The following is a 25982-nucleotide window of genomic DNA, read 5'->3' as shown; positions in this document are numbered from 1 at the left end:
AAGGTGAATGAAATATTTGATTTGCATACTTTTTCTGGTTGTATCGTTTGACCAATCTTTTAGTCAGAGTGAGCTCAGTTTTGAGAACTTATCGATTGAAGACGGGCTGGCGAATAATTCAGTGCGTACGATGTTTCAGGATCGGCAAGGTTACATGTGGTTTGGCACATTGAACGGACTAAGCAGGTATGACGGGCAGAAATTTAAAACATTCAACTATGCACCCAACGACTCTACTTCAATAAGCAACAATAAGGTTCGAGATATATTTCAGGATGGTGCCGGGTATATTTGGGTTTCAACATACGATGAAAATGCCCATCGCTTTGATCCAAAAACTGAAAAATTTGTCAATTTCCCCTTAGCTTTTAGCGATCAGTTAAAAACATTGGAGGTACATTCAATATATGAATCGTCTCCCGGGGTTGTTTGGCTGAATATTAACGGAGGGGGCTGTGCCAGAGTTATTTCGAAAACAGATTCGGAGGAATTCGAACTGGATTTTTTTAATCTCGAAAACGGTTTGTGTTCCAATAGTCTGAACTTCATCGAAAAAGGGCGTGACGGCGGCGTTTGGTTTGGTACATCCGCCGGATTGTGTTACTTACCCAATGATCGAATTAAACAAGATGGGATACTTGATTTTCAGTATTTTTTGAACGAGCCTTCTCAGTCAATTACTGCGTTATATGAGTCTGACAAAAGTATTTGGGTGGGCTGTTTAAATGGCGAACTTTTTAAACTAAATGGCGATCAACAAGAGTTAGTCTGGAAAACTTCGACTTCTGGAGCCCGAAGGTCTAATATAACGTTTATAGAAAATTCTAAGTTTGGATATTTGTGCATTGGCTCTTTAAAGGGACTGGTATTAATCGATAAAACAACGGGCGGGCTTATGCACTATAACAGTCGAAATAGCGAACTTGTAACAGAGTATATTTCGTCTTGCTATCAGGATATGAATGGTGATTTTTGGTTGGTTACCAGCAGAAGGGGAGTAACACGTTTTCAGGTTCGTGAAAAGCGATTCACGCAATACCCGCTAAGCCCAGAACTTAGACAGTCGATATTAGAAGGTGAAAAGCAACTCTTTTACGAAGATGTCAATGGTAATTTGTGGGTTGGTATATATGGTGGTGGCGTTTCCCGGTTTAACCGGGATACAGAAACCTTTGAGCAGTACTTGCACGACGACGATAATCCGGAGAGTTTATCCTCAAACCTTGTGTTGTCGTTGGCTGGCGATCAGTCTGGCAATATATGGATAGGAACCTATAAAAGGGGAGCCAACAAAGCAAATCTCCGGAAAACGAATTTTCATTCTTTACAACTTGACAATTCAACGAAAAAGGATTTTTCGAATGAAGTGCGAGCTATTTTTGAAGATAGCAGAAATTGGATTTGGACAGGAGATAAACGGGGTGATATTGTTGTTTATGATCAAAATTTCAATCAACTTTTTGTGTTAAATGATATGCTTGAGGATATTTCGATCTCAAGTGGCGTTTATGCCTTTGAAGAAGATTATAAACGGCAAATCTGGATTGCGACAAAAGGAAGCGGAATTTATGTGATCAGGAATTTGCCGGAAAAAGCCTCTTCGATTCAACCGGGTAAACTGGAAATTACCCGACTGGTTTCGGATCCCGACAATCCTGCTTCGTTGGCGTATAACGACGTTTTTGATTTGCACGAAGACCGCAACCGCCAGATGTGGGTGGCGCTTTATCATGGAGGTGTTAATGTCATCAAAAATCCGTTGCTTCCCGGTCAGCAGTTTCTTAATTACACGCATAATGAAGATGATAAATTCTCTATTTCCGATAATCGGGTTCGGTGCTTTTTAGAAGATCATGACGGAAATATGTGGATTGGTACTGCCAGTGGGCTAAATTTTTTGAGTTCCGAGTATCGGCAGACAGACGATAAAAAATATATTACGATCGAACGGTCTGATGCTGAGGGAGGGTTGTCGCACAATGATATTATATGTATTACTGAGGATTATAAGAACCAGCTATGGGTGGGAACCTACGGAGGAGGTGTCAATAGATCTGCTGGAACGAATGATCGTGATGAGTTTTATTTTGAGACCTTTCAGCAAGCAGATGGCTTATCGAGTAATCTTGTTTTAAGTATTGTTGAAGATGGAGATCAAACGCTGTGGATTGGAACCGACTTTGGCTTGAATAAATACAATCCGACGATAGGTGGCGTAGACAACTATTATATTGCTGACGGTTTAACTGAAAATTCTTTTTCGGAGGGAGAAGCCTTGAAAACGTCGACTGGCAAATTAATATTTGGACATATCTCAGGGATGATTTGGTTTAGTCCTGATTCCATTAAGAAATCGTACCTGCAAGCCCCGATTGTTTTAACTGATTTCAAAATCAATGGGAAAACCAATCAAAAAAAATTAAATCGTGCTCGTAGCTTTTTGGGTAATTCCGCTCAAGCTATTCATTTAAATTACGATGAAAATTTCCTCACATTTGAGTTTGCAGCTTTGGATTATAAGGCTCCCTCAAAGATTCAGTATAAATTTAAGCTTGAAGAGTATGAGCAAAACTGGAATAACTCGGGTAATTTAAATACTGCCATTTATCGTGACTTAGAGCCCGGAGATTATCAATTCCGGCTGCAGGCTTCGAATAGCGATGGGCTATGGGTAAACCCCGAAATGAAGCTGGCAATCACAATTACTCCTCCTCCATGGGAAACGGCCTGGGCCTATATGATCTATACATTATTAATTGCGGGTATCCTTTTTTTAGTGCGGCGTTTTACACTCGAAAGAATTAAGCTGAGGCATGAGGTCGAATTCGAAAAGCAGATGGCCGACGATAAGTTAAAATTTTACACAAGTATATCACATGAGTTCAAAACTCCACTAGCCCTGATTCTTGGTCCAGTTGAAGATATGCTCGCAAATGCAAAACTTCCGGCAGAGATGTTTAGCTCGTTGAAAATGGTGAAACGAAATACCCGACGTTTATTAGAGTTGATTGATCAGCTAATGGATTTTAGAAAAATTCAGAAAGGATTTTTTAAGCTCAATAAAATTAACGGTGATCCTGTTGATTTCTTAAATGAGATTTACCAGGCATTTCTGCCATTTTCGAAAAAGCAGAATATTCATTTTTCTTTTATACACGATAAAAAGAGCTTGAGAGCCCATCTTGACTACAAGGCGCTTGAGAAGATCGTGTTCAATTTATTGTCAAACGCTTTTAAACACACTGAATCTGGACGGGCAATAAGGCTTGAATTGTCGAGTAATGAGATGAATGGTGAACTGACGATTGCCGTAATTGATGAGGGTGAAGGAATCCGGGAGACGGATTTGCCTCATATTTTTGACCGCTTTAATTTGGGTGACCGATCTAAATGGAAAGACGAATCGAGTACGGGTATTGGTTTGTCTCTGTGTCGTGAGTTGGTTGACTTGTTGGGAGGTGAAATTTTTGTTGAAAGTAAACGAGGAGAAGGAAGTTCGTTTAAAATTAGATTTGTGGGAGTTCTAGTTCCGGCAGATGATAAAAATGAAATTCAAACAGCCTATAAAGAGCCGAGTTATACAAGGCAGTATATTGATACCATAAAGGATGATGAATCAGGAGATGATTCAATAAAGAAAGCACCCAAAACAGGTAAAAGAGATCAAGTTCTAATCGTAGAAGATAACCCCGATTTGCAAAAATTTTTAGTAGATCATCTTTCGCAAAATTACAACATGCTGCAAGCTTATGACGGAAAAGAAGGGGTGAAATTAGCTAGAAAGGAGAATCCTGATTTAATTATTTGCGACGTGATGATGCCTGAAATGGATGGTTTGGAGTTAACCGGAACGTTGAAAAGTGAGTTTTACACCAGTCATATTCCAATTATCCTGTTAACTGCAAAATCGCTCGAGGAGCATAAAATTGAAGGAATTGAAATCGGTGCTGATGATTATATCACCAAGCCATTTAATATGGTGTATCTTGAAAAGCGGGTTCAAAACATCCTGAAGCAGCGGAAACAGCTCAAGGAGCGCTTTGGGAAAGATACCAGTGTTAAAACCAAGGAGCTTACAAGCTCAAAAGCCGATCAGGAGTTTATGGATAAAGTTATTCGTTTGGTCGAGGAAAACATGACTGACTCTGAGTTTTCGGTGGACATGATGCTTCCGGAATTTGGCTTTGGGCGAACGGTGTTTTACAAAAAAATGAAGGGAATTTCGGGCTACTCTCCTAAAGATTTTGTTCGAATTGTACGAATGAAGAAAGCAGCTGAATTGTTATGTTCAGGCGGCATCACCGTTTCCGAAGTCGCTTTTGATGTTGGGTACAGTGATCCGGAGTACTTCAGCCGGATATTTAAAAAACACTTTGGTAAAACACCCTCTGAATACCAAAAGCAAAATCGATAGTCCATAGTTGTAATTCTGTTTATCGACTAAATCTTTTTTTTTAGGAAGATCGTTCGGCTAGATATAGTTTTCACAGAAGCTGGAATATATATTGACTTCCAAGAGTCATGATTTTTGACCTGAGTTCCACCATATTCTTCGAGGCAGCTATTGTCTAAATCGGGTATTCGCTTTTGTCTTACCGAGCTTAGCCGATATTAATTAATCTTTAAAAGACCTCCGCTATTTCTCCTTGAATGTTGTAAATACACTGATATTGAGTATTAAAATCAATTTGTCTGGTTAATTGCGTACAAAATTACAGGAGAGCGAGGCGGCAACCCAAGCTATATTTGTTTGGTAGAATTAGCACTAGAAAATTAACGACCAATAAAAAGTTAACTCACTTGATTTTTTTTTGAAAGGTTGGATAGAGTGGATATCAAATTTGTAAAGTTAATAACTCCGGAATCAACCAGCTTGGTTTAAAAAAAAATCGAACTAACAAAAACACATCTATAAAGAACACGCTTAACGATTAAAAACAAACTTAACTATGAAAAACGAACGGAGACACATGAAAGTGTTAATTGAATTCTTCTGCCTAATCCAAGGCAATTATCTTTCCAAGGCAATTTCTCTACTATACAATAGTAGCAGCCTTTTACAATGTCACTTCTCACCAATTATTCAAGGTCAGTTTATTCAGGTTTCTAGTCAGGAATCGAACCGTCCTGGAATCAGTATTTAAAAACTAATCATAAAAATGAATTATATGGATAAAATGAAATTCATTAGAACGATAGCTTGGGTATTCATATTTGCTTTCGCATTCAGTTCATGCAAAGACCAAATGAAAGAGCATTATGAAGCACCTACCTGGCTTGAAGGTAGCGCTTGGCAAGTGCTTGAAGAAAGGGGCAATTATACGATCTTTCTTAAAGGTGCTGAAATTGCCGGTTTTAAGCCTATCATGGAGGGTAAAAGTTTGGTAACTGTAATGGCTCCAAATGACGAAGCACTCACCAACTATCTTTCTGAGAATGGAAAGTCTTCGATAGAGGATTTTTCCACAGCAGAACTACAGGAATTGATCGGATTTCACATCATGTATTACTCTTACGACAAAGATAAACTCGTGAATTTCCGCCCGTCTCAAGGTGATGGTGCACCAGAAGAAGAAAAAAACTTAGCAGCCGGCTTATATTATAAGCACCGGACACGTAGTCAGGTAGCGCCTAGTATGGGGACAGATACTTCTGGAAATAGCATCGTTATCTATCACAACGAGGCCCTGTTACCGGTGTTTTCTTACCGAATGTTCGACACCAAGAACATTGATGCGAAGTATAATTATGAATATTTCTATTCCGGCTCAAACTGGACAGGAGATGATGGTTTTAATGTTTCCAACGCATCGGTTAGCGAATATGAGATTACTGCAGACAACGGATATTTATATTTAGTTGACGATGTCGTTGAGCCACTAAATACAATTCATGCAGAGCTCAAAGGTCGGCCAGATTATTCGACTTATATCGACTTGTATGATTCATACTCCTATTTTGAGCTGGATGAGCAACTGACCGTTGATTTTGGTAATGGTACTGATCTTTATCGCCACCGACATGAATTTCCGCTGGCTGATATCGCATTAGAATGGCCCTCTTCTTTTTATCAAAACATTACAACAAACTCATTGGTAGCTTACAGTACATTTGCTCCTTCAAATTCAGCATTCGACGAGTTTATGACTGATTATTGGACTCCGGGAGGGTACGATAATATTAATGAGGTGAATAGTATTGCAATCCAGTATCTCATTCGCAATAGTTATTATGCTTCTGCCATTGTATTTCCGGAAGAAATTAAAGGTGGAGAAGTCTTGAATTCTTACGACATGATCATCAATTTTGATGTTGATGCCGTGCCTGCTGAAAATCGCGTGGTTTGCCAAAACGGAGTGTTTTACGGATTAGAAAAATTGGATCCTCCGGGTATGTTTAAATCGATTACCGGACCAGCTTTCCGCAACAAAGATTTATCCTGGTATTTATATATGCTTGATCCAACTGAGTTGTTAGTTGGTTTGTCAAGTAACGAGTCTAATTTTACCGTACTTATTCCGAGTGTTGCCCAGATGGAAGAAGGTGGTATGGGCTTAGTTGCTGACGAACTGTGGTCGTCGGATGGTGGTGATTTTGCACCAATGAGCACGTCGGCTATGATTGAAACCGTTAATTTACATACGGTTACTGGTGGAGTTGGTATTAGCTCTGCAGGTACTCAGGTTCTTCGTACCAATGTGCCTTACTCTTATTGGTTTGCCAAAGATGGTAAAATTACAACAAGTGTTCTGTTCAATAGCTACTTTGAACAGCCAACTTCCACCGTTGATTTTTACGATATTACCGAAAGAACGTATAACGGAGCTGACTGGACAAACGGTAAAGCTTACACGTACTCAAGTCCGGAAATCTTCAGGCCAATTATTTCAACACAATCGATGCAATATCGCCTGGCAATTACGCAAGATGCTACTTATCCATATTATAGGTTTTCGCAATTATTGCGCGATGCCGGAGCTGTTGAGTCAGAAACCGGAACGATTAATTTCCTTAACGGACTGCGCTGTCTTGCATTCGTTCCTACCAACGATGCGGTTGATGCAGCGGTGTCAGCTGGTGAAATTCCCGGAGTTGAAACTAATGGAACTGTTTCCGATCAGGCGGCTTTACTTGATTACCTAAAGTGCTACTTTGTTCTTACCGAGGACAACGGAATATCAACTTATCCTTATGTAGGATCAGGCGTAAATGGCGAATTTGACACGAAACGAACGTATTTAGATGGTGCTAACGGTGATGCTTTCACCCAACTATCGATTTTCGATGATGGTCAAAAATTAAGTGTTCAACTAAACGGAGCTGAAATTGGAACTGGTAATAAAGTAGATGTCGTCCCTGATTTCTATTATTTCCCGTTTTCATATAACGACGGTGGTGTGCACTACATAAACGGAGTACTCTAATCGAAAAGATATGAACTATTTGATAAGTTTCTATTCAACTGTAACCACCAGGATGATTCAGTTGATGAACGATTTACCAGCTGCAAGAAAAATTAGTATTTCTCATGAAACCGACTCACTATGAATAAAACAAAATATTTGATAATCGTCTTTTTGCTCCTGTTTTCAGGGATACTTCAGGCACAGAATACAAAGGTTCTGTCCGGTAGGGTTTTTGAAATGGTTGATGGTGAAAAGATACCTATTCCCGGAGCAAACGTTGTGGTGGCAAACAGCCAGAACCGTTTCCTTACAGGGGTGGCAACAGGGCCCAGTGGAGAATATAACTTCCGTGTGCCATCTAATGAAGAAAATCTAAGCATTATTTTCTCTTTTATTGGCTTAAAGAGCCAGAAAATATCGTACGAAGGTCAAGCCAAAATTGATGTTGTGCTTGAATCAGAAGACAGACAAGTTAATGAAGTTACCGTAACCGGCCGACATGTTGACCGTGTTACCGGAATTACACAGAAGCAGCAAACGGCAGCAACGCAACGGGTTGAAATGGATGAAATCATGGCCGTTTCTCCTGTAACAACTCTCGAAGAGGCTCTGCAAGGGCAATTGGGAGGTGTGGACATCATCTCTGGTGGTGACCCGGGTGCTCGTAGTTCAATTCGTATTCGCGGTACAAGTACCTTGAATGCTTCAGCCGAACCTTTAATTGTTATCGATGGTATTCCGTATTCGACGAGTATTAACGATGATTTCAATTTCGCTACTGCGAATGCTGAAGATTTTGGTCAGTTGGTGAATATTTCTCCTACCGATATCGAATCGATTGAGGTGTTGAAAGACGCTGCTGCAACGGCTATCTGGGGAACAAAAGGTGGTAATGGGGTTTTAATGATCACGACCAAAAAAGGAGCAAGAGGTAAAACAAGATTTACCTACTCTTCGAAGTTGACAACCCGTTTTGAACCTGATCCTATTCCAATGCTGGATGGTAACCAATATGTGGCTCTAATGCAGGATGCAATCTGGAATACGGCAAACGCAAAAGGATTAGCAAATTCTTCTGCAGAGCTTGGTTTATTATTTAACACTCCTGAAATTAACTATAGCCCAACCTGGCGTTATTTCGATGAATACAATGTCAATACCAATTGGTTGGATGAAGTACGCAGAACTTCGATTTCTGAAGATAATAACTTCTCAATGATGGGAGGCGGAGATAAAGCGACTTATCGTTTTTCTGTTGGTTACTTAAATGATAAGGGAACAACAATTGGAACCTCGCTTGATCGTCTCACTTCTTTGCTGAACATTAACTATAATTTCTCGCAAAAGCTACGCGTTGATGTTGATTATAGCTATACGCAAACGGAGAGAAAGAGTAACTACGATAATGGTAATGGCTGGCGTAATGCACGTTCTGAAGCAATGGCAAAGATGCCTAACAAGAGTCCTTACTGGATTGACGAAGTTACGGGTGAAAGAACCGATGAGTACTTTTCCCGTCAAAACCTGGATGAATTTCAAGGTTCTTTTACAGGAAAAGAAAACTATAACCCTGTAGCATTGGTTCACGAAGGGTTTAATACATCTTCTATTCGGGAATCGCGGATTACTTTCCGGATGAATTATTACATCACTCCCGAATTAACATACACCGGTTGGACCAGTATGAAACTAAACTCAAACCGCAACGAGAAGTTTCTACCACAGGTTGCTACAGGCGTAACCGGAGTGAGCGTTTATGCAAATAGAAGTTCTGATGCACTGTCTGATGGTTTCAATCTTCAAACCGAAAACAAGTTGCTGTATCGTAAAAACTGGAAAGAACGACATAATCTGGTAGCGATGGCCTTGTATCGTACAAATCAGAGTCAGCAATCAGAATATTATAGCGCTATTTCTGGCGCAGCTTCAGCCGGATTGGCCGATCCTACAACAGGAGGAAATGTCGTCGGCCGGGGTTCCGGTTCATCTGAAACCAGAACAACGTCAGCTATCTTAAATACGCACTATACGTTTATGGAGCGATACATGCTTAATGCTACCGTAAACTTCGAGGGTAATTCGAGTTTAGGTAAATCAGAGCGTTGGGGGATGTTCCCTGCGGTTGGTTTAGCATGGCAAGCTCAGGAAGAGGAGTTCATTAAATCTCTCGGATGGGTTGATCAAGCTAAATTCCGTGCCAGTTATGGTGCGTCAGGTCGTTCTCCTGATGGAGCCTCTCCTTATATTGGTTCATTTCAGGCTTTAAGTCAAAACTATATGGATATGAGTGCCATCGCTCCCATTAAGATTCAGTTGGATAATTTGAAATGGGAGACTTCAAAAGAGTTAAACCTTGGTGCCGACATTATTCTGATGGATAATAAGCTTACCGTAACGTTTGATTGGTACAATAAGAAAACCGATGATTTGTTACAAAAGGATGTGAAAATACCGGCATCTACAGGTTTTACTAGTATTAAATACTATAACTCAGGAGAAATTACCAATAAAGGAGTTGAGTTTCGTGTTGATTACGAAGTGTTCAAGAATTCGGATTGGAGAGTTTCAGTGAATGCCAATTTGAACCGAAATGTAAACAAGATCGTGTCGTTGCCTGATAATTTAACACAGGAAGCTTACGAATTTAAAAATGGTGCTTACGCACAACGTTTGGAAACAGGAGTTCCGGTAGGTTCGTTCTACGGTTACCGATACGAGGGTGTTTACCAGAATGTTGAAGAAACCTATGCGCGTGACGCAGATGGTAATATCATGAATGACATGGAAGGCGATCCTATTGTCACACAGAATGGCGGATTGCAAGTATTCCCTGGTGATGCAAAGTACGAAGATACCAACAATGACGGTGTAATTAACCAATACGATATTGTTTATTTGGGTAACAGCATGCCGGTATTTACTGGCGGTGGTGGTTTCCAGATCAAGTATAAAGCCTGGAGATTGACAACCTTTTTCCATGGACGTGCCGGTCAAAAAGTAATTAATAAGGGACGTATGAATAGTGAAGCCATGTATGGGCGCGATAACCAGAGTACAGCAACCTTAAAAAGGTGGAGAACGGAAGGTGATAATACCGATATTCCACGAGCCTTATTTAACTATGGGTATAACTACCTCGGGTCTGACCGCTTTGTTGAAGATGCTTCCTATATCCGTCTGAAATCTTTATCTCTCAGCTATAACATGCCTCGCGAACTTGTTCAAAGTTTAGGCATGTCGAACCTAAATGTATTTGTAACAGGATACGATTTATTTACCTGGACAAAATATGCAGGACAAGATCCTGAGGTGAAAATGCCAAGTGCTACAAATGCTTTGGTGGAAGATAACGCAAACACGCCAATTTCAAGACGTTTTGCAGTCGGTGTGAACATTAACTTCTAATTGGAGGATTCGAAATGATGAAAAAGATTAAATACATATTTTTATTACTAATCCTGGCCTTTCAGTTTACAGCTTGTAACGATTGGCTTACGGTACTGCCTGAAAACGAACAGGTAAGTGATGAGTACTGGACCTCGAAAGAAGAAGTGGAGGCTGTGCTCGGGTCTGGCTATGTCTACCTGCGTGATGCTTATCAAAAATTATTTATGTGGGGCGAATTACGCGGAGGTTCCATTTATAGTCGGATTATTGGCGGTGGATATGGAGAAGATTTGCAGTCTTTCCAGGTAACTCCTGATGATGGAGATTTGGTTTCATGGGCTCCGCTCTACAAAGTGATTAACATGTCTAATTCGGTTATTGCAAATGCAGAAACGGTTATGCAGCGCGATGAAACTTTTGATGAAGCGGTGATGAACTCATACCTTACCGAGGCTTATTTTTTGAGAGCATTGAGCTATTTTTATATCGTACGCAACTGGCGCGATGCTCCCTTAATTCTAGAGCCCTACGAAACGGATAAAATCAGCTATGAAAAGGCAAATTCGTCGGAAGCTGATATTATCGCTCAAATAAAAACTGATATTGCAACAGCATTGGAAACTGGTGCTGCAAAGGAAAAATTTGAGGAAGATTGGGCTACGAAAGGTCGTGCAACGAAATGGGCATTACACGCATTAATGGCTGATGTTTGTTTGTGGAATGAAGACTACCCAACAGCCATTCTTCACTGTAATGAGGTTCTGGATGCGAGTTCAGCTTTCCGTCCGGTTTTTGTAACCGACCCAACAAAATGGATTGAATTGTACTATCCGGGAAATAGCAACGGGTCAATCTTTGAACTGAACTGGGACGATATTACCTTCGACCAGACAAACGAGCTGTCAACAGCAATGGGGAATGCAGCTCCAGCCTACACTTACACGAGTCAAATGTTGCTAGACTGGATTGACGAAACCGAGGAAACAGGAGTCGATTATGCTGTGCGCAGTATCTATGGAAGTTATATTCCGGATGTTGACGGCGACAATTATACTGATGCTAATATTGGATATATTTGGAAGTACTCAGGCATTGGTTTCCAGGAGCAGCAAAGAGTCGAGAACGATGCGAACTTCATTATTTATCGTGTCGCTGATGTAATGCTCATGAAAGCCGAAGCAATGATCCTGAATAGTTCTGATGTTCAAAGCTGGACTGTTGCTGTTGAGCTGATTAATAAAGTAAGAACGCGTTCCAACTTGCCTGAGATTGAGCCAGTATTGGCCGAGGTATCTGAGGCCGATATGCTTGCGTTTGTACTCCATGAAAGAAATATGGAATTTGCTGCTGAAGGTAAACGGTGGTACGATCTACTCCGCATGGGTAAACGGAATGATTTTAAATACCGGAACCAGTTCTTAGTTGAAACGGTTGTCAATTATAATAACACGGCTAATCCAGCCTGGGTACGCTCCGTGTTGAATACCGATGATGCGCTATATTTACCGATTGAAACAAGTGAACTGGAGAACAACAGACTACTTGTGCAGAATCCTTACTATCAAGTATTAAATTAAAAGGAGCCTAGATTATGAAAAAATATTTGCTATTCTGTATGGTGTTCTTAATCGTCTTTTCCTGCGACGACCCATACGAAAATGACAATTTTGTAGTGTACGATTTAGATCCGGCTGCGACCTATCTGGAGTCGCGTCAGGATGAATTCTCGAAATGGATTGATATTCTCAAGTATGCGGATTTGTACAATGCTGTAAATCAAGCCAGTAAGTCCTTTACTTTGTTCGTTCCGAATAACGATGCGGTTGATGCGTTTTTGGCGAAGAATGGTGCAGCGAGTGTTACCGATCTTGATCCTGAATATGCCAAAGCACTCGTTCGGTTTCACGTGATTGAAGGTGAAATTTCACAAAAGGAATTTCTGATTGGAGGGAAATTAACGAAAACAACAATTTCCGGAGACTATTTATCTGTTTCATTTGATGATTCCGGTGATGCAGAAGGAGGAATTAACTCTGTTTACATCAACGATGAGGCTCTTGTTAACGAGCTGGCGAATACGGTAACAAACGGATTTGTCTACACGCTTAATGATGTGCTAACACCGCTGGTTGAAACTGTTTATGACCGGTTGAATGAAAATGAGAGTTATTCTATTTTCAAAGAAGCAGTTGAGGCAACAGGATGGGACGAGACACTGAACACGGTCTACGATACTGTTCAAACTGAATTTGGAGGAACAACTGTCTTAAAGAAAAATTATACCATGTTTGTCGTTTCCAATTCAACATTCGGAGATGCAGGCGTTTCAAGTTTAGCTGATTTAGCCCAAAAGGTTGAAGCGTCGGCCGATTACGAAAGTTCGGATAATGCTCTTAACCAATATGTAGCCTATCATTTACTTTCAAGTTCCAAGTATATCACCGACCTGCTTTCATTTTCGGAAGGCGACTCAACGGCGATCTGGAGCACCTTGGCGCCGAAACAAGTCCTATCCACTCATGATTTTAGTGGATCGTACTATGTGAATTACGATGTGGCTACTTCTTCAGGTATTGGTCTGGTCTCTGATAAAACAGATATGCCGGCTAAGAATGGCATTCTTCATGAAGTAGACAGTTATATGCCGGTTTTTGCGCCAGCTCCGAGAACCGTAATTTGGGATGTTGCTGATTATGACGATGTTGCTTCCGTTGTGAACGAATATGGCGCCAGTCAAGAGTTGGGCGATATATACCAAACTGCTCAAAGCAGCGAGTACTGGATTGCATTTCACGACAACGACGCAATTGAAAGCTATTACAATCTGAAAGTAAATTCAACTTCAGCTGATTATCCTCAATTAGGCTATCTTGTTACCAAATCGAGTGATGGAGGTGCAACCAATTCTTATGGAGCTTATAAAAACGACATGTTGATAGTTAACCTGGGGTATCTGGGAACTGTAAGTATGAAAAGCCCGGTTTTGCTCAAAGGAAAATATAAAGTTGAATTGTACTATGCTTCTGCTGGTTCCCTTGCACCTTTTGTTTCGGGAGGTAGTTTGTGTAAAGTTTCACTTGACCAAACGAATAACGAAGTATACGTGTACGATGGTGCTGCGGCTTCTGTCGGAATTTATGATATGGTACTGTTTGATGAAGTTGACTTTGAGGAGACTGATTCTCACGAGTTTAAAATTGTACTACTCGATTCAAGAGCAACTACGCACAATAAGTATCGTTTGCAGTTGGATTACGTCAAGTTTACTCCCATTAACGATTAAATTATAGGTTATGAAACGAGCATCTAAAAATGTTTGCACACAGGAGGATGGTTATAAGCAAGTTCCATCGAATGCCTTTGAAAACCTTAAATTATAATGAGATGAAACGAGCATGTTTAGTCAAAACACAAATGGTAATGATTAAAGTGCGAGTTCCATATGATACCTTATAAATAAACAATTTTAATCATATGAAAAGAAGATATATATATGCAATAGCCGCGGTAACCATGCTGTTTTCCTTTTCTTGTACCGAGAAGTGGGATCAGCACTATGAGCCGGGCAGTAAAAGGGTAGATAGCGACATCGTTGAGGTGGTGGATATGTCGGCCGAAGAATACATACAGACGAATTCCGACTTGAGTTCCATATCGACATTGTTCACGGAGCAGGATGTTTATACGAAGTTGGAGACAAAAGATCAATTATTTACTGTTTTGGTGTACTCAAACAGTGTAATGAGTGGAGCTCAAATTGAAAATGCTGGTTTTTTTGCAAACACTTGCGTTAGTGATTTGGCATTTACACCAACCAAACTGGTTGACGGCCTGTCAATCAAGATGTGGAATGGAAAGTACCTTGAGGTTTCGGTGGAGAAAACAGCCAGTACTACAGAGTACTTTATTGCTAAATCGAGAATCTCAAAAATCATTCAGGTAGACAACGGTTTTGTGTATGTGATGAGTGATGCGATTTATGCTCCTAAATCATTGTACGAGTTTTTAACAGAGCTTGGCGATGAGTATAGCATGTTTAAAGATTTAGTTTTTGAGTATGAAGAAAGTGCATTTGATCGGGAAAATAGTATTCCGGTAGGTGTCGATAATACTGGAAATACCGTGTACGATTCGGTATTTGTCTCAAAAAACTTATTGATGGATCGTTACGATTCCGGCGGTTCCGAATCATGGAATATGCGTTCAGAGTTTTTCTCATCTACGGTATTAGTTCCTAATAATACACTTGTAGAGGGAGCGCTGGATAAAGCTTATCAGGATGTTCGGGATGCATTGAACCGCGAACCAAATGCGAATGACAGCTTAAAATTTGAGCAATTCATTATTAAGTCCGCATTTTATAGCAGTATGTTAACTCCTGAGCAATTGGACGGTACCGAAGATCTTTATTCTGTTAGTGGTTATATTGAAGGCGAATCTGCTTCAACTCCTGGAGTTCAATGGCGCCCTACTGTGCAAAAAGTAAATACCAGTAACCCGGTGACTCTGAGTAATGGGGTAGCCTATTACACGACAGCCTTAAAAATTCCGAATAATGTTGTTGTCTTTCGGATTAAAAACCGATTCTACATTTGGGAATATTGCAACGAAACAGAAAAAGAGGAATACTACAAATGGGAAGGACTCGGCGATATTTCTATCGTAGACGACGGCGGCTTTGGCCCGTTAGGCCCTTGGCCATTTATACCCTATAAAACCGTGCGCGCATGGCCGACCGATGAAGCGAAAGCTAATGAAAGTGTCTGTTCTGTTGAATTAACAGGTATCTCATTGAAAGAAGATGGCACTGTTGCAGTAGTGATGGTTCCTCCTGGTGAATATAGTTTTAGCATGGGCTTTAAGTCGAATAAGTTCCCTCATACTTTCCAGATTTATTTTAATGATGAGCTGGTTAATGATAACGTAAATCCTAACATTCACTACGACCGCACAAATAATGGCTTTCCGGAAGGTTATGTTCCGGCAGATTGGGCGGCAGTTTCAAACAGGGCGAGTTATTACGATTGTGATGGTGGAGAGATAGGAATTGTAACCATTACGGGAACCGAATTACAACCAATTAAAATTAAAGTGGCTAGTAATGACATTGCAGCAATTGCTGCCAGCGGTAATTCAAAAGGGAGATACCAACTTTACTGTTGGACACTACGACCCACTGAAAATAATTATTAATGGATAAAGTATTGAATATGAGACACAATAAAATAGCACTGACAATACTATTCGTTTTATTGGTATTTGGATTGTCGGCACAAGAAATCACTGTAAAAGGTAAAATTACAGCGCCCGATAATCAGGCTGTTCCTTCTGCTGTCATTACAATTAGTGGCGTTGAGGGAGTCGTTCAAACCAATGAGGAAGGAGAGTTTGAAGTTAAGGTAGCCGATACTGATGGAATTCTAACAGTTTCAGCCCAAGGTTTCTACGATTTGTCCCAGCCATTATTGGGCCGGACTGATGTTCGGATTGTACTGGTCGATATGGCAAAACCGAAATATAACGAAGATTTGGTTTTTCCACATACAAAGTTGACCAAATCCGCTCAAACGTCTGCAGCAAAGAATATTGGAGCAAAGGATCTGGATCAGGTTCACACCATTGAAAATGCGTTACAGGGAGAAGTCTCAGGTTTGCGTGTAATCAATAAAAGTGGAATGCCCGGTGAAGGTTCCTATTTGAATATTCGGGGAGTACGCTCGCTGGTAGGAAAAAATATGCCACTCATTTTGGTTAACGGTATTCCTTACCTGCCTGATACCGAAGAATCTCCAATTATTGGGGGTTACTCTCGTGGAATTTTTAACGGATTGAATGTTTCTGACATTCAGAATATCACTGTTTTAAAGGGAGCCGAAGCTTCTATTTATGGATCAATGGCCGCGAATGGGGTCATCTTGATCGAAACCAACGGAGTATCTGCCTCAGATAAACTTGAAACACAAATCAGTTTAACTTCTCAGTTCGGTTTAAGCTGGAATGATCAGCAAATTCCGCTACTGAATGGAGATGAGTACAAATCGTATTTAACAGATGTTGGCTTAACTTATTATGCCAACATGGCTGACCTGATTGGTGATTTCCCATTTCTGGTTGATGATCCGGACAATTACTACAACTATTTGTACAACAATAAAACCGACTGGCAGGATGAAGTTTATTCTCCTTCCGTAGTCTCAAACAATGTGTTGAGGGTAGAAGGTGGAGATGCTGTTGCAAAATATGATATCTCGCTAGGTTATATGAACGAAGGTGGCGTGATTGATAATACGAAACGCGATCGTTATCATACTCAAATTAATACCAGTATCAACGTCAATCGTAAGTTAGAATTATTGGCAAGTATTGGCCTGGCCTATATGCAGGCCGATTTGCAAGAACAAGGTTTGATTGAAGAAACCAACCCTGTTTTAGTTGCCTACAGTAAAATGCCATTGCTAAGTCCGTATCGAAAAGATCCGAATGGAAGTATATTGGCTGAGTATGATATTGCCCGTTACGGTGTAAGTAACCCGGTCGCTATCACAAATACACTGGCAGCTAATACCAGACAGCATAATGTTAATATCCGGTTTGGTGCTAATTATGAAGTTACGCCTGACCTGTTGTTGTCAGGAACAATTGGCTTATTTTACAACTATGATCAGGAAAATATCTTTATCCCGGGACGCAGCAGTAATACGATTGTTGCTATGAACAACGGATTGGCAGAGAATACCGTGCGTTCAGGGGCTGGAGAAGTGAAAAATATGTACTATAACCTGAATGCGAAATACAAAAAAGTGCTTGATTCAGGAAATTTGCTGAATGTGTATGGTGGCTTACAAATGTTAACTACCAGTAAAGAGTTTGATGGGGGAGCCGGATACAATACGGCCAACGACTTTTATAGAACGTTAAACTTTGTTGAAAGTGGTACGACCAAATTCTTTGGTTACATTAATGAATGGAACTGGATGAATATGTATGCTCATGGAGATTATACCATGAACAACTTACTACGAGCTTCAGTAAATGTTGCTCTGGACGGAACTTCATCATCAGGAGTAGATGCTTCCAGGTTGGGTGTTTTTCCTTCAGCAGGATTAACGTTTATGGCTAAACATCTGGAGAGTCTTGAAAATTCAACTTTCATAAACAAACTGGATTTCAGAGCAGAATACGGATTAACAGGTAACAGCCGGTTCTCTTCAAACTATGGTAAAAACTACTACCAGAGCACTCCGTTTTTGGTATTGTCTGGCATTGTGCGGTCAAATATTCCGAACACAAATTTAAAATGGGAAACCACAAAACAACTGGATTTAGGTGTTGAGCTTTCGGTATTGAAAAACAGAGTTGATTTAGGCGTGAACTATTTCAATGCCACTTCAACCGATGTGTTATTTGCTCAGCCGGTATCTTCTGTTTTTGGCTCTCCAACTTACTACGATAATTCTGCTGAAATTGCAAACTCAGGAATTGAAGCTGAACTATCAGCGTCAATATTGAAAAGCAAAAGCTTTGAGTGGATTGTTGGAGGTAATATTTCAACACTCACAAATGAAGTAAAATCATTAGGTAATGTTTCAAAACAAATAATGGATTTACCCGATGGAGCTGAGATTGTAACCCAAATAGGAGAAGATACTTACAGTTTCTACGGCTATAAAGCTGAAGGAATTTTTGCTTCTCAGGCTCAAGCAACAGATGCCAACCTGAAAGACTGGAGAGGAATTAACTACGAAGCCGGAGATGTACGCTACGAAGATGTAAATAACGATGGACAGATTGGCGAAGAAGATAAGCAAATCCTGGGATCTGCTACTCCCGATTTCTTTGGTGGTTTTTATTCCTATATCCGCTACAAAAATTTATCGATATCGGCAGAGTTTACTTACTCATCAGGAAACGAGGCATACAATGCTACTCGTCGTTCAATCGAAGCGTTGGATAACTTCAATAACCAGTCGCGGGCAGCAATAAATCGTTGGCAGTTAGATGGGCAGGTTACCGATATCCCCAAAGCTGTTTATGGCGACCCAATGAACAACAATGCGTTTTCATCTCGTTGGATCGAAGATGCTTCATACTTAAAACTCAAGTATGTGACTCTTGCCTACGAGTTTGATCAAACATTCCTTAAATTCTTCCGATCAGGAAAAATCTATGTCACTGGCGAAAACTTGTTTACCTGGACCGACTACTTAGGGCTTGATCCTGAATTTGCTTATTCTTACGAGGAAGCATTTCAAGGGGTTGATTATGCAAAAGCTGTAATTCCTCGTAGTGTGAAATTTGGTTTTAACCTGAATTTCTAACCCGGGAATTTGAATTAATAGCAAAAGAATTGAATTAAAAATTTAGTCTATGAAAAAGATATTCAAAAATATAGTCGTCGTTTTGATGGTGTTTTCATTCGCGGGCTGTGAAAATTATTTTAATACCGACCCGTCAGATATCATTAATTCCGAAGATTATGTCAGTTCACAAAGTGAAATGTACTCTGGCTACTTAGGCATTATTACTAAGTTGCAAGATGTTGGCGACCAACTGATCTTTATGTCTGATATACGTGCAGATTTTATGGAGCCAACTGCTGATGCTCCTCAGGATCTGTGGCAGTTGTATCAATACAATTATTCACAAACAAACGAATTTGCCGACCCTGTAGATATTTACGCTGTAATTATTGCGTGTAATGACTACCTGGCAAAAATGTTTGCCTATCGCGAGGAAATTGGTGATGCTATGGATAGTGCTACAGAAACCAATTATAAAGCTTTGATAAGTGGAACCCTTCGTATTAAGGCTTGGACCTACTTCCAATTGGCTAAGCAGTACGGGAGAGCAATTTATTTTGATGATCCGGTTACGGAGTTAAAAGATGTATCTGACAATGCAATATTCACTGAATTAACGAGTGTTGAGCAAATCGTTGATAAATGCTTGGATCTGATTGACAATGGGGTTAATGGTATCGATGGTACGTTAGAAATGAACTGGGGAGACTGGCTTGATCCGGAAAATCCGACTGACGGACAATACCAGCACTGGCAATACATTACCCCTGACTGGTTGTGTTTGCGTTGCGAACTGTTGGTGACAAAAAATGAAGGTTGGGCGTGGATCAAGGACCAAATTCTGGATCGTCTGCTGGAAGCTTTTTATGAAGATCCCTACGTATACAGTTTAAATGCCGGGTGGAACAGTAATTACTACCGAATATTTGCTGAAGGTACTTACTATCGCCGTTCAGCGATTTCATCAATAATTTATGATTATACAAACAATCAAACCAATGATCTGATTACCTATTTTGGGAAAAGGTATCCTGCGAAGTATTTAATTCGCCCTACCAGCTATGCGACTAGCAAGTATAGTGATAGCGACAGACGTGGTCGTTACACGAACTTTCTGTCACAGGACGGAGATACCGTTATTGGTAAGTATCATGCCAATTATCGTTGGAGACAACCGTATCAAAGCGATGCCAGTATTCCATTATACCGTGGTCATGACTTGCATTTCTGGCTAGCAGAAGCTGAAAATCATTTAGGCTACTGGCAACCTGCCGGAACCTTGCTAAATGAAGGTGTTGCAGGACGATTCCCCGATCAGGGCGAATTTGACAGAAACAACGATCCTGATCAATGGGATGCCCGATACCGGGACTTTCTACTGCACAGGTCTTATAATAATATTGGTATCGAAGGTGTTGTGAATGGCGACTTTTTTGAGTTGCCCGACCCAAGTGCCGAAGACTATGATTTGACCGAGGCTGAACGGATTAAAGCCTATGATTTAGCTCTTCTTGATGCTATGTTGTTGGAGTTCCCGGCTGAAGGTCGCGTAATGGGAATGTTGTTTCGTATGGCCAATCGGTACAACGACATGTCTATTATTGCCGACCGGGTTGTTCCTAAATATCCCGCAGGAATGCAAGAAACTATTCGTGAGAAAATAATGAATGGTGAGTTCTTCATTGATTGGGAGCTTGGCTTATAAATAACTCAATTATCAATAATTAAATATCCTGAAAATCAGAAGTCTTACTGTCAGAAGTATTCTGGTTTTCAGGATTTTTTTTTCAAGTAGATACTCGTTTGAGGTCTGTTTGAGTACAGCTGTAAACTTTAAATTGACGTTTTTATGTTGATGGCTGCAACAAAGGAATCAAAATTATGAAACAGTTTTCAAGGCAATATCTCAGGTTAATTTGGAGTGCAGTTCTATTTATGTTGTTTTCTCAAGCTTCATTTGGTCAACGACAAATGGAAACGCTAAGCCGCGGTGTAGTTGCCGTTAATACTTCAGGTGATAATGTTTTGGTTCAGTGGCGAAAGTTTGGAAACGATCCGGCGAATATTGCTTTCAATGTTTATGCAAAAGTTGATGAAGGAGAGGCTGTAAAGCAAAATGACTTGCCAATTTCCGGGAAAACAAATTTTTTAGTTAGTGGTGTTAACACTAATCGTTTGAATCAATATTATGTCGTTCCTGTAATTGAGGATATTGAGTCTGATCGATCAGAGGTTTTTACACTTCACGGAGGCGAACCCTATTTTTCGCTGTCATTGAATATTCCCGACGGAGGAACAACTCCCGATAAAGTAGCTTATAAATATAGTGCCAACGATTGTAGCGTTGGAGATTTAGATGGCGACGGGAACTACGAGATTATACTGAAATGGGATCCTTCCAATTCTCACGATAACTCCCATAGTGGTTATACGGGCAATGTAATTATTGATGCTTATCAATTAGATGGCACTCAGCTCTGGAGAATCGATTTAGGTAGAAATATACGGGCAGGGGCACACTATACCCAATTTATGGTTTACGATCTTGATGGTGATGGTAAGTCTGAAATGGTATGTAAAACAGCGGATGGAACGGTTGATGGCCTTGGAAAAACGATTGGAGACAAAAACGCTGATTACCGTAATTCTGCCGGGAGAGTATTAAGTGGCCCAGAATTCCTGACCGTCTTTAATGGCGAAACTGGCGAAGCAATGGCAACGACCAACTATATTCCACAACGATATCCCGGTAAAGATAATCCTTCACCCAACGAAATGGACGAGATTTGGGGTGATGACTATGGAAACAGAATAGATCGTTTTCTGGCCTGTGTAGCCTACCTTGACGGAAAACGACCAAGTGTAGTTATGTGTCGCGGGTACTATACCAGAACCGTTTTAGCCGCCTTTGATTGGAGAAATGGAAAACTGGAACAACGTTGGGTGTTTGACACACTGGATCAGGAAAATTCAAAGTATGCCGGTCAGGGAAATCATAACCTGAGTGTTGCTGATGCCGATAACGATGGGAAAGATGAAATTATATACGGGTCAATGGCTGTCGATGATGATGGAACCGGGCTATACTCGACCGGACTGGGGCATGGTGATGCCATGCATGTTTCTGATTTAGACCCAACACGCCCGGGTATGGAAGCTTATGTGGTTCACGAAGAATATCCAAATCCCGCAGGAATTGAATTCCGTGACTTAGAAACAGGCGAAGCGATTTGGTCACTTAAAGGTCATAGCGATATTGGTCGTGGAGTAGCTTTTGATATCGACCCAAACTATCCGGGAGCTGAATGCTGGGCAAGCGACGGACGGGGAGTATATAGCGCTCAAGGAGATCACATTACTTCAACCTATCCTGAAGCAACAGGAGGTGGAGCAACTTATAATATGGCTGCCTGGTGGGACGGAGATCCGTTACGAGAGTTGGTAGACAAGACCGTAATTACCAAATGGAATTGGGAAAATAAAACCACTGAAAGGTTATACAACGTTTTTCAAGAGGGAGTATCCAGCAATAATGGCACGAAGTCGAATCCCTGCCTGATTGTTGACATTTGGGGTGATTGGCGCGAGGAAATTATTTATAGAAAATCAGACAACTCAGAGCTTCGAGTTTTCACCACGCCTATTGAGTCCGATAATAGTTTCTATACATTAATGCACGATTCTCAGTATCGGTTGTCAATTGCCTGGCAAAATGTTGCCTACAACCAACCGGCGCACACCAGTTTCTTTTTAGGCTATGGAATGCAGCAGCCACCTGTGCCTGATGCCGAATATGTTTCTGTAACGAACCCTTATACTGGAGGTACAAGCACTTCTATACAGGAGCAATATCCTTTTACCAATCAAAAATTAAATGTCTTCCCATGTCCGGCAGACCGGTACGTCAATTTTGCGTTAGTTGAAGGTTTGGGGAATGAAGTCCTTACAATTTTAAATATGAACGGCCAGCTCGTTGATATTATCGGAGACTGTTCCAAGCAGATTGATGTATCTGAGTACCCGGCAGGCATCTATTTTGCAAAACTGCTTTCGAATGAAAGTAGGAGTTTTACTAAATTCATTAAGAAATGACCAATATGTTACAATATTCTATTTGTACAATTCTTTTTCTTCTTGTTATTAATGGTTATTCTCAACAATTAGCTTTCCCCGGGGCAGAAGGCTTTGGCCGATATGTTACCGGAGGACGCGGTGGTGAAGTTTACCACGTTACCAATTTAAATGATGATGGGGAGGGGTCTTTTCGCGATGCTGTGAGTCAAAGTAATCGGATTGTTGTTTTCGATGTTGGTGGAGTAATTAATATCGATAGTCGCATTGTAATCAAGAAAAATATAACGATTGCCGGACAAACTGCTCCCGGGCAGGGAATTACAATTTATGGAAATGGAATTGCATTAAACAATGAATCCGGAAATAATATTATTCGCCACATCCGCTTTCGGATGGGGAAAAACGGAGATTACCGAAAAGATGCTTTGGGCATTTCAGATGGTCAAGGATACATGTTCGATCACGTTTCAATAACATGGGGATGGGATGGTACGGTTGACGTGAATGGAAAAGCAATAGATAAGCTTACCTTTCAGGATTGTATTATTGGACAGGGAATTGATATTGTCGGTCATTCAACAGGCGGATTGATGCAAAGTGGTGACTGGTCAGTTATCCGCTCTTTATTTATCGATAACGAGACGCGCAATCCAAAGGCCAAGGGGACTCATGAGTTTATAAATTCGGTGGTATACAATTGGGGTTCAGATGGCTTTATTATGGGAGGAGATTCCGATGGTGAATCGTTTTGTAATATGATTGGCAACTATTTTATCTACGGTCCGTCAAGTAGCAATGGCACGCATCTTACAAGAGCAAACGAATTGTTCCACATTTACAAGGAAGACAATTGGGTAGATAGCAATAAAGATGGGGTAGTTAACGGTAGCTTGATTAACGATTACCTTGGTGCTACAATCGAACCAATACCATACAGTCATCCCGGGGTGGATAATCTGATGTCAGCACAGGATGCATTAAACTATGTAATTGACAATGTTGGTGCATCAAGGGCTAGAGACGAAGTCGATGAATACCTGATTAACGAACTAAAATCATTTGGAACAATAGGGAGCATTATTCATTCCGAAGATGACAATGGGATCTCCGGAGGAGTCGGCACTGTTCATGGTGGCTCTGTTCCCACCGACACCGATCAGGATGGCATGCCTGATGAGTGGGAAACATTGAAAGGATTGAACATTAACGATCCATCGGATCGCAATGGAGACTTGGACAATGACGGATATCTAAACCTGGAAGAATATTTAAATGAATTGGCCTTGCAATCCAGCTCTTACACGATTGCCCCATCCAAATTAACCGCCGAAGTACTCGCATTCAATCAAATTAAATTAACCTGGCAGGATAACAGTGAAAGTGAATCGGGATATTACCTTGAACGTTCTGATGGCAGCGGATATACTCAGATTGCCACGATTGATGCAAATGTAACAACGTATACAGATAATGAAGTTTCTGAGAAAACATCGTACACCTACCGAATGAAATCTTTTTCAGGAGATGTGCTGTCTGACGCTGTCTTGAGTAATGAGGTCATCACTTTTTCGGCTGATGGAACACCACTTACGCCCGTATTAATTGCTCCGCAAAATAATTCAACCGACGAAAATCCGGCTGCAATTGAGCTAACATGGAGCGGTGGATTGCAGGCCGATTATTTTGAAGTTTACCTCGGAAAGTCAGAAAACAGCCTTTCAAAAGTAGGAACCAATATTGTCACGAAATTATTTGTTTCGCCTGAATTAAACGAATACTCAACTTATTACTGGAGGGTCGATGCGATAAATAATGCCGGAACAACATCAAGCGAAACGTATACCTTTTCCACCAAGGATTTGCAGTTTTTGGAGAAAGTTGCATATTATGCTTTTGAGCAAACTGAAGGCCTCAGTGTGGTCGATAGTTCAGCCTACGGCAATAATGGCACGGCTGTAAATATTACACCTGTCTGGCAGTCTGGGAAGCTTGGAAATGCAATCAATCTGGCTGGAGGAACATCGGGTTCTGGAGTTGAAATTAGTAATCAGGATCAGATTGCTTTTGACGATTATTCATTTTCTGTTGCGTTTTGGGTGAAAGCAGATGCAGGAACCAATGGCTATCTCTTTAATAAAGGTCTTTTTAAGACAGATTCATCTACAGGCGCTGTAGGGAAGTGGTTTGGGATGGAGTCTAAAAATGGGAAAGACCTTTACTTTTCGGTGGACGACGATCAAACAAAAACACAATTGTCGATGTCAAATGAGACTTTTTTTACCGGAGAATGGGTGCATGTTGTAGCCATTCGGAACGTGGAAGAAGATCAATTAGAAGTATACCTCAATGGAACGCAATACAAAACAACGACAGACAATTCGGGAGATATTGGTAACGACGAAAATATGTACGTCGGAAACTGTACATTAGGCGATACGAATTTTCCGGGTAGTTTCGATGAATTTCATCTGTATAACTATGCGTTGTCACTGGAGGAGATCGAAGCACTGAAGTCTGCTGCTATTCAAACAGGAGCAGACCTACTGTCGGCCCGTGATGAATTTGTCGTATTTCCTAATCCTTTTGAATCTTCAGCAACAGCCCAAATTCGTCTTGCCAAAACTGGTCTTGTGCAAATGGAATTGTTTGATGTTTTTGGGAAAAAAATACAGGTTTTGAATGATGATCAATTAGCAGTTGGCCTTCATCAAATTAAGATTGATGGTGCTGACTTGGCTCGGGGCTTATACATCGTTAAGTTAACAATCGGCGATACGATAAACGAACTTAAACTCTTTCATCTATAATTAGTTTC

10 protein-coding genes are annotated in these 25982 nt (G+C 40.7%); all 10 read left to right on the top strand.

The window, feature by feature from the left end; translation table 11 throughout:
- The first annotated feature begins 7 nt into the window (after positions 1-7).
- The 10 genes from GR929_RS07620 (at position 8) to GR929_RS07575 (ending at position 25974) form a co-directional block, all read left to right on the top strand.
- Positions 8-4414, top strand: a complete 4407-nt coding sequence (locus GR929_RS07620) for a hybrid sensor histidine kinase/response regulator transcription factor (RefSeq protein ID WP_159518450.1) — start codon at positions 8-10, stop codon at positions 4412-4414.
- A gap of 754 nt (positions 4415-5168) precedes the next feature.
- Positions 5169-7424 (top strand): fasciclin domain-containing protein, encoded by a 2256-nt coding sequence (locus GR929_RS07615; RefSeq protein WP_159518449.1) that lies wholly within the window; start codon positions 5169-5171, stop codon positions 7422-7424.
- Positions 7425-7544: 120 nt separating this feature from the next.
- Positions 7545-10811 (top strand): SusC/RagA family TonB-linked outer membrane protein, encoded by a 3267-nt coding sequence (locus GR929_RS07610; RefSeq protein ID WP_159518448.1) that lies wholly within the window; start codon positions 7545-7547, stop codon positions 10809-10811.
- A gap of 14 nt (positions 10812-10825) precedes the next feature.
- Entirely contained in the window at positions 10826-12370 is a 1545-nt protein-coding gene (locus GR929_RS07605; protein ID WP_201300932.1) for a RagB/SusD family nutrient uptake outer membrane protein, read from the top strand.
- Positions 12371-12384: 14 nt separating this feature from the next.
- Positions 12385-14076, top strand: coding sequence for a fasciclin domain-containing protein (locus GR929_RS07600; RefSeq protein WP_159518447.1), 1692 nt, complete (start codon positions 12385-12387; stop codon positions 14074-14076).
- A gap of 191 nt (positions 14077-14267) precedes the next feature.
- Entirely contained in the window at positions 14268-15986 is a 1719-nt protein-coding gene (locus GR929_RS07595) for a hypothetical protein (RefSeq protein ID WP_159518446.1), read from the top strand.
- On the top strand, positions 15986-19111 hold the full coding sequence (locus GR929_RS07590; protein ID WP_201300931.1) for a SusC/RagA family TonB-linked outer membrane protein: 3126 nt from the start codon (positions 15986-15988) through the stop codon (positions 19109-19111). The genes GR929_RS07595 and GR929_RS07590 overlap by 1 nt, the downstream gene beginning before the upstream one ends.
- 49 nt (positions 19112-19160) lie before the next feature.
- The gene (locus GR929_RS07585) at positions 19161-20798 is read left to right on the top strand and encodes a hypothetical protein (RefSeq protein ID WP_159518445.1); all 1638 of its coding nucleotides are present in this window, start codon (positions 19161-19163) and stop codon (positions 20796-20798) included.
- 176 nt (positions 20799-20974) lie between these two features.
- Entirely contained in the window at positions 20975-23185 is a 2211-nt protein-coding gene (locus GR929_RS07580; RefSeq protein WP_159518444.1) for a rhamnogalacturonan lyase family protein, read from the top strand.
- Positions 23182-25974, top strand: a complete 2793-nt coding sequence (locus GR929_RS07575; RefSeq protein ID WP_159518442.1) for a LamG-like jellyroll fold domain-containing protein — start codon at positions 23182-23184, stop codon at positions 25972-25974. The genes GR929_RS07580 and GR929_RS07575 overlap by 4 nt, the downstream gene beginning before the upstream one ends.
- Positions 25975-25982: the final 8 nt, after the last annotated feature.

This window comes from Sunxiuqinia indica (assembly GCF_009847015.1).
Classification (GTDB): Bacteria; Bacteroidota; Bacteroidia; order Bacteroidales; family Prolixibacteraceae; genus Sunxiuqinia; species Sunxiuqinia indica.
The sequence above is the reverse complement of the archived record's forward strand: the minus strand, read 5'-3'. Positions and strand labels throughout refer to the sequence as shown.

Bases quoted from the DNA above. Each gene is read 5' to 3' on its own strand.
- GR929_RS07600 (WP_159518447.1), top strand. From the start codon at position 12,385: ATGAAAAAATATTTGCTATTCTGTATGGTGTTCTTAATCGTCTTTTCC.
- GR929_RS07585 (WP_159518445.1), top strand. From the start codon at position 19,161: ATGAAAAAGATATTCAAAAATATAGTCGTCGTTTTGATGGTGTTTTCA.
- GR929_RS07580 (WP_159518444.1), top strand. From the start codon at position 20,975: ATGAAACAGTTTTCAAGGCAATATCTCAGGTTAATTTGGAGTGCAGTT.
- GR929_RS07615 (WP_159518449.1), top strand. From the start codon at position 5,169: ATGGATAAAATGAAATTCATTAGAACGATAGCTTGGGTATTCATATTT.
- GR929_RS07620 (WP_159518450.1), top strand. From the start codon at position 8: ATGAAATATTTGATTTGCATACTTTTTCTGGTTGTATCGTTTGACCAA.
- GR929_RS07610 (WP_159518448.1), top strand. From the start codon at position 7,545: ATGAATAAAACAAAATATTTGATAATCGTCTTTTTGCTCCTGTTTTCA.
- GR929_RS07590 (WP_201300931.1), top strand. From the start codon at position 15,986: ATGGATAAAGTATTGAATATGAGACACAATAAAATAGCACTGACAATA.
- GR929_RS07605 (WP_201300932.1), top strand. From the start codon at position 10,826: ATGATGAAAAAGATTAAATACATATTTTTATTACTAATCCTGGCCTTT.
- GR929_RS07575 (WP_159518442.1), top strand. From the start codon at position 23,182: ATGACCAATATGTTACAATATTCTATTTGTACAATTCTTTTTCTTCTT.
- GR929_RS07595 (WP_159518446.1), top strand. From the start codon at position 14,268: ATGAAAAGAAGATATATATATGCAATAGCCGCGGTAACCATGCTGTTT.